11 protein-coding genes are annotated in these 13,060 nt (G+C 34.3%); 3 read left to right on the top strand and 8 right to left on the bottom strand.

Features of this window, described 5'->3' with window-relative positions; genetic code table 11:
- Positions 1 to 18 precede the first annotated feature (18 nt).
- Positions 19 to 591: a CvpA family protein gene (locus BLV64_RS06805; protein ID WP_092133449.1), complete on the top strand. Its 573-nt coding sequence runs from the start codon at positions 19 to 21 to the stop codon at positions 589 to 591.
- Positions 592 to 630: 39 nt separating this feature from the next.
- Here the strand turns inward: BLV64_RS06805 and BLV64_RS06810 are convergent, their stop codons facing one another.
- Genes BLV64_RS06810 through BLV64_RS06830 form a run of 5 tightly spaced genes read right to left on the bottom strand, consistent with a single transcriptional unit; the run spans position 631 to position 6,103 of the window.
- Complete coding sequence (locus tag BLV64_RS06810) at positions 631 to 978, bottom strand: DUF6686 family protein (RefSeq protein ID WP_092133450.1); 348 nt, start codon at positions 976 to 978, stop codon at positions 631 to 633.
- Positions 979 to 997: 19 nt separating this feature from the next.
- Positions 998 to 3,193, bottom strand: coding sequence for a PepSY domain-containing protein (locus BLV64_RS06815; RefSeq protein ID WP_092133451.1), 2,196 nt, complete (start codon positions 3,191 to 3,193; stop codon positions 998 to 1,000).
- 26 nt (positions 3,194 to 3,219) lie between these two features.
- Positions 3,220 to 3,705, bottom strand: coding sequence for a DUF2271 domain-containing protein (locus BLV64_RS06820; RefSeq protein ID WP_092133452.1), 486 nt, complete (start codon positions 3,703 to 3,705; stop codon positions 3,220 to 3,222).
- On the bottom strand, positions 3,705 to 5,192 hold the full coding sequence (locus tag BLV64_RS06825; RefSeq protein WP_092133453.1) for an ankyrin repeat domain-containing protein: 1,488 nt from the start codon (positions 5,190 to 5,192) through the stop codon (positions 3,705 to 3,707). Before BLV64_RS06825 ends, BLV64_RS06820 begins: the two co-directional genes overlap by 1 nt.
- Positions 5,189 to 6,103: a DUF6607 family protein gene (locus BLV64_RS06830; protein ID WP_092133454.1), complete on the bottom strand. Its 915-nt coding sequence runs from the start codon at positions 6,101 to 6,103 to the stop codon at positions 5,189 to 5,191. The genes BLV64_RS06825 and BLV64_RS06830 overlap by 4 nt, the downstream gene beginning before the upstream one ends.
- Positions 6,104 to 6,209: 106 nt before the next feature.
- On the opposite strand from BLV64_RS06830, the gene BLV64_RS06835 reads away from it, so the two are divergent.
- A complete protein-coding gene (locus tag BLV64_RS06835; RefSeq protein WP_092133455.1) occupies positions 6,210 to 8,342 on the top strand; it encodes a TonB-dependent receptor plug domain-containing protein in 2,133 nt (710 codons plus the stop codon).
- 12 nt (positions 8,343 to 8,354) lie between these two features.
- Positions 8,355 to 9,440: an HmuY family protein gene (locus BLV64_RS06840; protein WP_092133456.1), complete on the top strand. Its 1,086-nt coding sequence runs from the start codon at positions 8,355 to 8,357 to the stop codon at positions 9,438 to 9,440.
- 63 nt (positions 9,441 to 9,503) lie between these two features.
- On the opposite strand, the gene BLV64_RS06845 is transcribed toward BLV64_RS06840, so the two are convergent.
- The 3 genes from BLV64_RS06845 to BLV64_RS06855 all read right to left on the bottom strand — a co-directional run bounded on the left by BLV64_RS06845 (position 9,504) and on the right by BLV64_RS06855 (position 13,009).
- Complete coding sequence (locus BLV64_RS06845; protein WP_092133457.1) at positions 9,504 to 10,130, bottom strand: carbonic anhydrase; 627 nt, start codon at positions 10,128 to 10,130, stop codon at positions 9,504 to 9,506.
- 308 nt (positions 10,131 to 10,438) lie between these two features.
- Positions 10,439 to 11,191: a tetratricopeptide repeat protein gene (locus BLV64_RS06850; RefSeq protein WP_092133479.1), complete on the bottom strand. Its 753-nt coding sequence runs from the start codon at positions 11,189 to 11,191 to the stop codon at positions 10,439 to 10,441.
- A 45-nt stretch (positions 11,192 to 11,236) separates the two neighbouring features.
- On the bottom strand, positions 11,237 to 13,009 hold the full coding sequence (locus BLV64_RS06855) for a BatD family protein (RefSeq protein WP_092133458.1): 1,773 nt from the start codon (positions 13,007 to 13,009) through the stop codon (positions 11,237 to 11,239).
- Positions 13,010 to 13,060 lie beyond the last annotated feature (51 nt).

A 13,060-nucleotide genomic window follows, 5' to 3' on the forward strand; every position in this document is an offset into this window, starting at 1 on the left:
TTAAAATTCTAAAGTATTATGAGTGTTATTGATATTGTACTAGCGGCCTTATTACTATTTGGTTTGGTGCGTGGTTTTATGAAAGGGTTATTTGTAGAGATAGCCTCCTTGGTTGCGCTAGTCGCCGGGGTTTATGGAGCCATCCATTTTAGTCACTTTGCGAGTACGTATTTAGAATCTAAAACAGAATGGAACGAGCAAACAATTAGCATTTCCGCTTTTGCTATAACCTTTGTAGTGATTATTATTGCCATTTCTCTGGCCGGAAAAGCACTGACTAAGCTCGCTAGCTTTGCCGCTTTAGGTATTTTAAACAAATTACTTGGAGGGGTTTTTGGAGCTTTAAAAATAGCACTGATTTTAAGTGTTGTATTGAGTGTTTTTAACACCATGAATAATACCTTGCCTTTTTTATCTGAAGAAGAAATCGAAGACTCAATGCTTTACGAACCCGTAAAAAGTATAGCGCCCTTAGTACTGCCTACTATTATTAAATCTTATGAAGACCAACAAGAGGATGACAGCTTAAAAGCTGGAGAAACGATAGAACCAGATGCTGACCTAAATACAGAAAAGGATTTTACAAACTAACAGTCTTGATTTTGAGTTTACTTCTCAGTTAAATCACCTTTAGTTTAAAAAAAACCTATAATCGATATCATCTACAGTTAAAAATCTGCTACTTTTTTTATTCAGGATTAAGTCCTTTAGTTCTTCAATTTCGAACCGATTAAACATAAGTACCAAATTCTCTTGCTCCGATGGTATTGGAATTTTTCTATTAATATCGGCATTGGCGTATTCCGTTTCCCAATACGTACTATCTACTTTCAATAAAAAACACCTAAACTGTTTAAACTGCTCGTTATTAAACTCAAAATAAAGATTATTAAATTCTAAGTAGTAAATATCGCAATCTTGGCAAACAGAAAGACTTCCACTTTTCCCTTTTGATAAAATTTTTAGTCTATGGCACATCACGATAATTTTTAGATGATTAATAACAATCCATTTTTAATTGCTTTTTGCTCTGGTAATAGCGCAATGGCTTTTGGTTGTACTTCTCGCAAATCACATTTAAGACTTGTAAAACCCCCTTTTGCATCGCTAAGGAGCCACAAAGCATTACAACCCCATTATTTTTAAGGGTTTCGGCTACAAAAGGAGCATCTTCTAGTAATAAATCTTGCACATATTGTTTGTTTTCTACTCTAGAAAATGCCAAATGCAATTGTGTTAACTGCTTTTTTTGTAAAGCGCTATCCAAATCTTTTTTGTACACATTTAAAGACTGTTTTTCTCTCAATCCGTAATACAAATGAGTTTCAATTTTAGAGGTGTTTTCGTGTGTCATCCCTATAAAAGGTGCTATACCAGTGCCATTTGCCACTAGAAGAACTCGTGTTGTTTTTGACGGAAAATGGAAGGCTGAATTTCTAATAATTCGTGCTTTAAAAACTGCGTTTTCCTGAAGCGAATTAATATAATTAGAACCAAAACCATTTCTGTAATGCTTGACACTTAACTGGACATTCCCGTTTACTTTACCAATTGAATATAAACGTTCTCGATAATCGTTTTCTGGATATACCGCCAATAAATCGCCCGAATTAAAACGCTGTTTTCTGGATGGTTTTAGTGTAATAATAAAGGTATCGTCTGGATTAGATACAACATCTGTTTTACTTATGACCTGTAAAGCTTTAGTCTGTTTTGGTGGTGATACTAATTTTTTCTGCGGAATTTCTAATACTAAACCAGAGGCTTTGTTAAAGGAATAAATCCATTGATTAAAAGCTTCCAAAGAACGATCGTTAATTTTAAAAGGTGGTAAAAACTGATGCGCTTTCTTGGCTTTAAAACCTCGGTCTACATCTAATGCAAATTGGCAAAAATCTGGGTAGGCATACGACCCAAAACCAACTACCGAAAAAGAAATAGGATACAATTGCTCGGTACTTTTTAATTGTTCTAAAAAAGTGTTCGCATTTGTTGGCGGCTCGCCTTCTCCATAAGTTGCAGTAAACACAATAATATGTTTTACTTTTTTAAACGTTTCGTACTTATTAAGCTCGGTTATATAAACTTTTTTTCCTGCTTTAATTAACTGTTTGTAAAAGGCATTAGCGAAAGGAATGGTACTACCGTTTTCTGAACCTACCAAAATAATATACTCACATTTGTGTTTTTTAAACTTGTTTCTCAGTTTTGCCTTTTGGCGTTTTAGCGTCATTGCAAAACCAGAATAGATAAAAAACAAAATATTTAAACAAGCGAATGCTAAAATTAAAGACCAAATAATGCTGCCTTTTCCGGTGTGGAGATTAAGACTTAACGCTGAAATAAGTGTGACTAAAGGATATTTAATCTCACTTAAAACCTCACCGGTAAATTGGTTAACAACAATTTCTTTGTCTTTTAAATAAATGGTGTAGTAATCTTCAACATCACTAGAAAACGGAAATTCAACGGATTTAACATCGGCAAGAGGAATGTTTTTAAAAACAGTAAATGCTTCAATTTCTTGTATTGGAGTTTCCGAAATAGCTTCGAAATCTACAGTATGCGAAGCTTTACTTTCGGGCAACAGATTAAATTTTAACAGCGATAAATACACACCAGTAATCGTGATTACTATAATAGGAATTAAAGATAATCGACCTAAGACCACGTGCCAATATTGCGCAAAATTGTCATTCACAATTTTTGAAAAAAACTTTTTAAAACTCCGTTGTCGTTTAATAATTAAAATAGCACCAGAAACGGCTATTAAAAAGAGTAAAAAAGAACACAATCCTACAAAAAAGCGCCCGACCCCTTTTAAAAATAAAGAACGGTGCAGTGTAGTTGCAAATTGAAAAAGTTTTGAGGGTTCTACTTTTTCACCGAGATACTCGGCTGTAATGGGATTAAAATAACCATTCAAATTTTTGTTATCTTCGGTAATTACCGAAGCAGAAACAAAATCATTTTTGTCTATTTCTAAAGCTGTTACTTCAGGGTATGTTTTTTTAAACACCGATAAGGTCTCAGCTAAAGAAGCGGTATCAAAACCATCACTTTTAAAAGGCTGAAGTTGTTCTGATATTGGCTGAAAAGCTAAAACGATTCCAGTAACGGACGCAAGAAAAACAAACACAAAAGAAGATACAGCTAAAGCAAGGTGGCTGTATCTCCAAATTGAAATAGTCATATTAAATACCGTATAATTTAGTGTTATTAATTAGGCATCATACGTACGTAACGTATAAATCCGGTGCCCTGTTGTTTACTTTTTACGGTCTCTGAAGTTAAAGGAAACTCGACATCTTTAGTATAGTATTCTTGATCTTCGACTGCGGTTTCAAAACGAATACTATAGCCAGAATCAATTTTGGAATCCTCGATATCGACAATACTTATATTTCGAGCACCACCTGCTATTGTTGCGCCAGTAATAGCATCAATATTAGTGCGCTTTTTTCCGTAGAATTTCCACCATTCGGAAATATCGTGGTACCACTCTTCATCATCCCCCTGCACATACAACGTTTTTTCGTATTCCCCATTCGGGTTGATTAATGAAACGACCACATACGCAGACTCACCTGTGTAATTTATCATCTGAATCATACATTTATATTTGGTGCTTTCCGATGCTATCGTAAAAGAAAGGAGGCCGAATAATACCACTCCTAAATTGAGTAACTGCTTAAAAGCTTTCATTATTTATTGTTTTTTAAAAATTCGATTGCAATATTTTTCGTCTTTAAAATTTCATTCTCGGACGCTAAGTCGTAAGCCGTTTCTCCAAAATCGGTTACAGCTTCTTTTTTAGCACCTATAGATACCAAATACTTAATCGTTTTAGTATCTTTAGCTAACATAGCGGCTTTATGCAATGGCGTTAATCCTTCGTTATTTTTAGCATTTACATCGGCATTAAGACCAGCTGCAAACTTGACTAGATCAAAATTATTAGTATTTAGAGCTAAGTGAAATACAGAATCACCATTTTTTTGAGTTTTTGAAACCTCTAACCCATTTGCCGATAAAACGTTCAGTTTACTTTCAAAATCATTTTTTCTTGAAGCTTTATATGAGTTTAATAAATACGGTGTTAACGAATTTCCATTGGCATCGGTTACCATAACATCAGCTTTATTAGCGATCAAAAACGCTACGACTTCTGGTGCATTGTATGCCACAGCCAAAGTTAAAGCAGACTCTCCTTTCTTATTTTTATGATTAATGTTTCTGACTTCTTTAAAAAGTGTTTGAACAATCTCAATATTATTACGTTGGGCTGCATTTAAAAAAGCCGTAGCACCCGATTTATCTTCTTGATTTACATCCACTCCCTTATCGATAAAATAAGAAATGGTAGCTACATCTTTTGATCTTGAAGCCAAGGCGTGCAATGGAGTTTCTCCATTAACAGAAGTTACATTTGGGTTTAAGCCAATACCTTCTAAATACCTAAATACGTCTAAACCGTTTATTTTAGAACGCGTACCTTGACTTGCTGTAATAAAAGCATTATCGGTACCGGTTAAGCCTTTATTTGCTAATTGCTTTAACAGCTCTATATTTCCGCTTTTAGCAACATAATTAAAAAGACCGTTACCATTTTCGTCAACACTATCTACACTTAAACCCTTTTGTATAAAGTAATCGATTAAAGTAAAATCTTCTGTAGACTGACCTACTAACAGCAAGGCGTTTGCGCCATTTGGTGTGAGATCTTTCTGAAGATTTGCTCCGTTAGCTAAACAGATATCGTACACTTTAGTGTCTCTCTGCCCTGCTCCAGCAGCAAAATTAAGAACCGTATTTCCTTTATCGTCACGTATATCTGTTTTCGCGCCGCGACTCAAAAGAAACTCCATTATTTCTGTATTCCCTTTATATGCTGCCCAAAAAATATAAGTTCGTCCATCGTGTGTTAACTTATTAACAGCATTACCTTCTTTAGAAATGATGTGTTTAATGGTTTTGTTTGAGACCCCTTGTAAAATAGCAAATACTACAGCATCAAAATTATTACTATTGGCTTCTGCTATATTATTACCTTCTCTAATTTTTAAATCTATTATATCTATTGAGGGGTTTCCCTTCCAAAAGTCGCGATTTAAAAAAATATTTTCTTGTGCTTGCGCTGTAATCCCAAATTGAAGAATTAAAGCAATAACAAGTCGTTTTATATTTTTCATTTTACTTTTTTTACAAATGATTCTATTACTGGATATATTTGTTCTGCTGTTTTATAATTCTCGTCGTCGAACAAGTATTTAAACAATACTTTATTATCCACTTTCTCTGCTAATATTAAGTCTTTATTTCTTGCAAAAATAGCGTCCCATGTATTACGAACAACAGCCCATTTTCCGGCATTCTTTTTCCAATATTCTTGTGCAGCAACACATTTACTATCTGCTACTTTTACATATTTATTATATCCTTTCTCTTGAGCGATAATAACATCTTTCTTTCCTGTTTCACGTAAAACCTTGTCATTATCTTGGTCGTGAACCCAGCCTGAACCTGTTATCTCATGTCTATTTGTTCTTACTGTTACATTGTAATCACTGCGTTGTGTATACTCGCGTCTTGGTAATGGTGCGGAGGTCGTGTTTTCCCAATAACTTTTTCCGTCCACGTGAACCCAGGAAGCCGAACCTTCGTAGCGCGGACTATCGTCTACTTGAAATACTTTTTGGGTCCATTGCCCTTTTACATCTTTCTTAGGACGTTTTTCAAAATGCCATTTGTTATTGTGGTCGTAGGTATATAACTCTGTGTTTTCGAATAGCCAATCTTGCCTCCAATGTTTTACTATATATGGCCCTTGCTTAGTTTCTACAATTAATAAATGTTGCATTACAATCTCATCTTTATCATCTTTTACCAACTCAACCCATTCTAATCCACGGTCGTGTTTTACCTTAGAAGGCACATACGTAGAGTCTGTATCATAATTAAACGTTTCTGCGAAATTAAAGGACACTTCATAGCAGCCACACATATCCTTTATGGCTTTGTGGTCTTGTTTTTTCTTGTTTTGAGCATTTATATTAAATATAAAAGCAATACTAAATAGGGCAAAAATTGTTAACTGTTTCATTTTGAAAATGTTGATTTATTAGTGTGAAAAAAAAAATTAAAAAACTCTATTCTTATTTAGACTGAATTAAAATAAGATTATATATTTGCGGCAAATATAAAATAGAATGAGTCTAAATAAAAATTATAATTATACTTTTTTGTTGTTTTTTTTAAGCCTTTCGTGTTTTTCACAATCCATAGCAAAGGATTCCACACAGGCTGAGTCACTTAGAGAAGTTATCATCACCGGACAGTATAATCCGCAATCCATAAAAAAATCTATACATAATGTTACTGTTATAAAAAGAGAACAAATTGAAAGTCAAGCAGCAAATAACTTAGCCGATTTATTAAACTTTAATTTAAATCTAACAGTAATCCCTAATAGTCTAACCGGAAAATCTACCGTGTCTTTCTTCGGATTAGACTCTCAATATTTCAATATTTTAGTAGATAATATTCCTTTAGTTAGCGATAACGGCCTTGGAAACAATATCGATTTAACCCAAATTAATCTTGATGATATTGAACGTATTGAAATTGCCGAAGGTGCAATGGGTGTAGAATACGGTGCAAATGCTGTTTCGGGAGTAATTAATATTATTACTAAAAAATCTATAGATACAGATTGGGCTATTACCGCATCTGTTCAAGAAGAAACCATAAGTGACGAGTATGAGTGGTTTAATGAAGGTAGACATATACAGTCTTTAAGTGTAGCACATAATATTAACAACAAATTACTTGCAAGAGTTGGTGTTAATCGCAATCAATTTGCTGGTTTTTTTAATGGTAAACAAGGACGAGATTATTATAAAAACGACGGATTACGTGGATACGATTGGCAACCTAAAGCACAAATTAACACCAATGGTTTGTTAAACTATAAGTTAGACCACTTAACGGTTACTTATAAATTTGAATACTTAAATGAAGTCTTAAATTTTTACGATGCTTCTGTGAGACAGAATATTGATGTTGTCTCCCAAACAAGCAATCCATTGGCCAGTGACAGAATATTTACCACCAATAGGTTTATAAATAATTTAAATGTAAACGGACATCTTGAAAGCGGAGCAAACTACAGCGCTGCTTTTTCTTACCAAACGCAAAAACGCGATTTAAACAAATTTACCTATTTTATTCTTTCTGGAGATAAAACAAACGAAACTGACGACACCTACCAATCTAGTGAGGTCTTTTTTACAAAAGGGCGCATAAATAATCTTGTAAAAAGTGATTTCTATAATTTTGAACTCGGATACGAAGCCCGCTACATAAAAGGATACGATACTCAAGCTTCGGGAGATATTACGAAGTTAGAAAAAGAGCGTTCGCAAAGTAATTATGCTGCTTTTGCTTCTACAGAATTGAACGTAACCAATACACTCTCTCTTCGTCCTGGTGTGCGTTACGAATACAACTCTAAATTTAAATCGAAAGTATTGGCCTCTTTTAGTGCACGCTATTTATTAAATAATGGTTTCGAGTTACGTGGTAATGTAGGTACCTCCTATAGAACACCAAACTTTGAGGAACTCTACTATTATTTTGTAGACTCCAACCATGATGTTCAAGGAAATGAAAACTTAAATCCTGAAAAGGGGTTTTCAGCATTTTTAAACCTAAAAAAAAGAAGTTGGTTTAATGATATATCGCTAGTAAACGCCTTAAAATTAAGCTATATAGATGTTGAAGACAAAATTGACTTGGCCATTATTAATGCAAGCCCTTTACAATACCAATATATAAATATCGATGCTTATAAATTATGGAGTATAAGCTTAGAAAACACTATTAAAAAAGGACATTGGGCTTTTAATTTAGGAGCAACGTTACAAGGTGCTTCTAGAATAGCAAACAACGAAGTCAATGCTGTAAACGATTTTCTATACTCTTTTCAAGTAAATACAAGCGGAACGTATGCCATAGAAAATTGGGACACTGCTTTAACCATCTTGTTAAAATATAATGGTGAGCAAAAAGACTATGTCGCCACCGGAATGGACACCTATGGAAACTCTTTATTTTCAAAATCTTCAACAGAAGGCTATAGCTGGTTGGATGCTTCAATAAAAAAATCATTTCTAAACAATACAATTCAAGCCACAATTGGTGGCCGAAACTTACTGGACGTTACCAATGTTAACATAAGCACACAGGCATCTGGAGGTGCACATAGCGTTTCAAATAACTCGCTTTTATTAGGCTACGGACGTTCGTATTACTTAAAACTATTATATAATTTAAATTTTTAAAACTTTATTACAATGATTAACAAATTATTTACTCTATTCTTATGTGCATCAGTACTTGCTTTTACAAGTTGTAGTAGTGATGACGACACTATTACGGGCACTGGCCCCATTGATGTTCTTGTTGAAGGGGCTTTAGTGTCTCCACAAATTGGTGGTCCCAACGAACAAAACCAAGTGTATATAGATTTAAGCACTAACGTATCTACAAATGTACAACGCGATACTTGGGATCTTGGCTTTTATTCTGGTGATGACTTTAGGGTAACCATTAATGGTTCTATTTATATGGCAGCTGCTGCTTTAACCAGTACAGATATCGATGCTATTAATTCGACTAATACTGAAGTCCAGAATTTACAACCCGATGTGAAAGTAGGTACTTTTAATGCTATTAGCGGTACGTATATTGACGCTCCAAATGGAGATATAAACGGTACTGCGATTTCGGAAATTTCTGTTTCCAATAGTGACAATCCTGTTTACCTTGTAAATTTAGGCAATGAAGTCGGCACAACAGTTCCTGCGGTTGGAAGCGTAAATACGCAAGGAGATTCTAGAGGTTGGAAAAAAATTAGAGTATTAAGAAACGGAGACGATTACGTTTTACAATATGCAGATTTAGACGCTACAACACATGAAGAAGTGACTATTTCTAAAACTCCAAATTATAATTTCACACATTTTAGCTTTAATACCAATAGTATTGTCAGTGTAGAGCCTATAAAATCCGAATGGGATTTAAACTTTACTGTATTTACTGATATAATTTCCGGATATGGAGCCTATGGCTATAGCGATTTTGTAGCTATTAATTCTAAATCTGAAGTTGAAGCCTATAAAATAGAAACAGAGGCTATTTCTTACGATGCGTTTTCTAAAACAGATATAATTAACAATAATTTCTCTAATGACCAACGTATAATTGGTACGCATTGGAGATCTGGTGGAGGTCCTAATTCATCTCCCGCACTATATGAAAACGTATTTTTTATACTCAAAGATGGTGATGGAAACTTCTATAAAATTAAATTTATAAGTATGTATAACGCTGCTGGAGAACGCGGACACCCAAAATTTGTATACGCATTATTACCATAGATGAACAATCATCATGTAATAAAAAAGTCGTCTTAACATACTATTTAAGACGACTTTTTTATTTTAATCTAAGTGATAAATCTCTCTAATTTCATCTAGAATTTTTTCAAAATCAATTTTTAAATCGATTAACTTTCCAGAATGAATATCGAAAACCCAACCGTGAACCACGAGCTCACGATCTCTAATAGCTTTTTGAATAACCGCTGTTTTAATTAAGTTTACACATTGCTCTTGAACATTCAACTCTATTAAACGGTTGTATTTCTCGCCTTCATTCTCTATAGCATTCAATTCTTTATTATGAAGACGATACACATCGCGGATACTTCGCAACCACGGGTTTAGAATGCCTAAATCGGCCGACTGCATAGCGGCTTTTACTCCACCACACCCATAATGTCCACAAACAACAACATCTTTTACTTTTAAATGACATACAGCATATTCCAAAACAGACATCGCGTTTAAGTCGGTACCAATAAACATATTCGCAATATTACGATGCACAAATACGTCTCCAGGACCTAATCCCATAAGTTCTTCGGCCGTTACACGGCTATCGGAACATCCTATAAAAAGTAATTCTGGGTTTTGACCAGATCCCAATTTATCGAAATAGGAACTATCTTCAGACAGTTTGTTTTTAATCCACTCCTTATTGTTATCAAATACGTTCTTTAAATTCATGGTTTTATATTTTGTTCACACCAACTCAAAATAAGCACTCTATCCACACAGTTAATAAGGCTGTTTTTGGGTACTAAACTTTGGTTTGTGAAGCAAATCTACAAAAACAAGGTGAATTCTTTTTTGTTTTTTACAGCATGCAGAAACAACAAAACAGAATAAAAAAAACAAGAAAGTATAATTTATAGTTTATTAAAAACGGAATACCTTTTAATACTAGCACATATTAAGGCATAAACGAGATCTAACATCTAATTACATTATAGCTATAAATGTAATTAAATTGGAAATATTAAGATCTTATAAAGTTATAATTCTTTAATATCCTCTTTTTTTATCCAACCGGTTTTTCCATCGGTTAACTTAATTTTATTCCAATCGCTTAAGGTATCTAAAATCTGTACTTTAGTTCCTTCATGCAGCATAAAAGCCTCTGTACTTCTAGGGTTAGGCTCTGTTTTTATACTACTAGACGCAGCAAACACAATGGCTGGTTGATCATTCTTTGATAAATTATAATTGTGAATTGTTAAACCCAAAGTAACAAACACCAACAGAGCAGCGAGGATACTACTCGTAAAAAACAAGCGTTTTCCGGTTGTAGAATAAGAAAAATAATAGGTTAAAAACAGCACTACAAAGACAACAACAAAACCTACAGACACTTTGGCCCAGCTGTTATAAGACAATTTATTAGTGAGGCTTGTAACATATTTCGCTAGCCCTACTTCGGGTACGACTGCAATAGCATCTATAGTCATATTCTTAGCAAAAGCCATATTATTATCTATATCCTTATCATTTGGTGCTAACTGCTTCGCTTTTTCGTAATAATAAATACTAGGAGCTATATGGTTTAACTTATAATGGGCATTGGCGATATTAAAATATAAAGCCGCCGAATGCTTATTACTTTTCTCTAAAACAGAGGTGTATTTATCTAAAGCTTCAGCATATTTCCCATCGTTATATAAGGTGTTTCCTTCCTCGAATAACACCTCGCTCTGTGCAAACGACAAACTACTTACTAAAAATGATATGATTAAAAAGACGTATTTCATAATTTTAGAAAACATTTAATGGGCTTAAAGTGGTGCTAAACAAACTTATTTTATCTGCTTATCTATCGTGTGAATTGTTCGTGACGCTTTATCATAATCTTGTTGCATTGCCACACTAGTAATAGGTGTGTATCGCGCCAATTCACAATGTTCTAAAAGGGTATCAAATTCGTTAATCGCGAACTGATCAACCTGTCTCTCCTCTAATAGTTCTTTAATTTTTTCCTTACTAAACTCGTTGGTTTCAATATTTAATTTTGCTTTTAAATAGTTGTGTAATGCTTTTTCTAAAGCCACATAAAAGGCCTCTTTATTACCCAATGCTTTTTTAGCTTCACTTAAATAACGCTTCGCCAATCTATCGGCTTTTCGCAACCTATTCCCAACGATATCATTAGCGCGTTCTTCCTTTTTTCTTCGGAAGGCAATCGCCAACGGAATAGCTAATAAAGGTCCTAATAAGCCGGTCCAAAAACCTGTAGATTTAAAGAAATCGCTAGATTCCTTCGGTACTAAATCGGCTTCCGTTTTAACAAAAACAAACTGATCATTACTTAAAATAACCTTTTGTTTATCTGTCCCTTGAGCAACAATATTATTATCTGACGCACCGTAAACTGGTCCTTCTAGCACGTCGATTACAAGTTCTTCTGAAGAGATACGCTTATAGCTTTCTGTTTTAAGGTCGAAATAAGAAAACGAAACAGTAGGTATTGGGTATTTACCTTTATACTGTGGCACCACGGTATAAACATCTGAAATGGTTCCCTGCATACCGCTTAAATACGTATTAACTTTCTCACTGTGCTCAGGCTCATAGACCTCTAATGAACTTGGCATGGTTAACTTTGGAAGTTGAAATAATTTTAAATTTCCCTTTCCTGAAACCTCAACTTTTGCCTGTAACGACTCGTTTGCATTTAATGAATTCTTAGAGGTTGTTACATTAAAATTAAAATCTCCAACAGCGCCAGAAAAATCTAGAGGCCTTCCCGCTTCAGGAAGCGGCTTCACTTTAATTGTACGACGTCCTGCAGAGACTGTTTTATGTGCTTGCGACATTAGTCGCCCGCCAAAAATATCTCGACGGTTAGTAGGGATATCGATAGTAATATCTAAAGTTAAAGGTTCAATAGCTAACTCTCCAGTTTTTTGAGGATACAACACGGCCTTTCTAAGCACCACATAACGATAATCTTCTCCTTTGTACGTTCCATTTTCAATTTTAAGCCCTTTAATATCTATGTTCTGACTCCAAAAGTCATTGTATTTCGGACTATCGATTTCTCGCCAATTACTAACTCCTGTCGTTGGAGAGACGTAAAGTTTGTATACAACGGTAATCGCTTCGTTTAAATAAGGGTTTGTCTTGGAAACCTCAGCTACCAAATGAATACTGTTTTCTGGGACTGTATTAGGGCTGTTTGGGTCGTTAAAAGTACTGACTGCTTTGGTAACTGTAATAGCAATGTCCGACGTAGAATAGGTTTCACCCTCGATCTCTATTGTAGCTTGACCAATATTAAATTGCCCTTGCTGCTTAGGAGATAAAAAATAACTATATGTTTTTTTAAAGGTGCGCTTCCCGTTAATCCAAGAGTGACTCACCGATTGGTTTGGACCTCCAATAATATGAAAATCATCAAAACTCGGCGGATTAAAATTATCGCCATCTTCATTCATACTAAAATCTACACGTAAACGCTCGTTTACCCCTAATTTTTTCTTACTTACTCGCGCTTCGAATTCTACTTGAGAAAAGGTAAAACTCGTACTTAGCAGAAGTAATAGTACCGTAATATGTTTAAATAATTTCATTTGTTATCGCTTTGAATTCTTGCTAAAACAAGACTTACAAACTTATGTTCT

This window comes from Bizionia paragorgiae (assembly GCF_900107625.1).
Lineage (GTDB): Bacteria > Bacteroidota > Bacteroidia > Flavobacteriales > Flavobacteriaceae > Bizionia > Bizionia paragorgiae.

Bases quoted from the DNA above. Each gene is read 5' to 3' on its own strand.
- BLV64_RS06810 (WP_092133450.1), bottom strand. From the start codon at position 978: ATGTGCCATAGACTAAAAATTTTATCAAAAGGGAAAAGTGGAAGTCTT.
- BLV64_RS06815 (WP_092133451.1), bottom strand. From the start codon at position 3,193: ATGACTATTTCAATTTGGAGATACAGCCACCTTGCTTTAGCTGTATCT.
- BLV64_RS06825 (WP_092133453.1), bottom strand. From the start codon at position 5,192: ATGAAAAATATAAAACGACTTGTTATTGCTTTAATTCTTCAATTTGGG.
- BLV64_RS06855 (WP_092133458.1), bottom strand. From the start codon at position 13,009: ATGAAATTATTTAAACATATTACGGTACTATTACTTCTGCTAAGTACG.
- BLV64_RS06805 (WP_092133449.1), top strand. From the start codon at position 19: ATGAGTGTTATTGATATTGTACTAGCGGCCTTATTACTATTTGGTTTG.
- BLV64_RS06840 (WP_092133456.1), top strand. From the start codon at position 8,355: ATGATTAACAAATTATTTACTCTATTCTTATGTGCATCAGTACTTGCT.
- BLV64_RS06820 (WP_092133452.1), bottom strand. From the start codon at position 3,705: ATGAAAGCTTTTAAGCAGTTACTCAATTTAGGAGTGGTATTATTCGGC.
- BLV64_RS06850 (WP_092133479.1), bottom strand. From the start codon at position 11,191: ATGAAATACGTCTTTTTAATCATATCATTTTTAGTAAGTAGTTTGTCG.
- BLV64_RS06830 (WP_092133454.1), bottom strand. From the start codon at position 6,103: ATGAAACAGTTAACAATTTTTGCCCTATTTAGTATTGCTTTTATATTT.
- BLV64_RS06845 (WP_092133457.1), bottom strand. From the start codon at position 10,130: ATGAATTTAAAGAACGTATTTGATAACAATAAGGAGTGGATTAAAAAC.
- BLV64_RS06835 (WP_092133455.1), top strand. From the start codon at position 6,210: ATGAGTCTAAATAAAAATTATAATTATACTTTTTTGTTGTTTTTTTTA.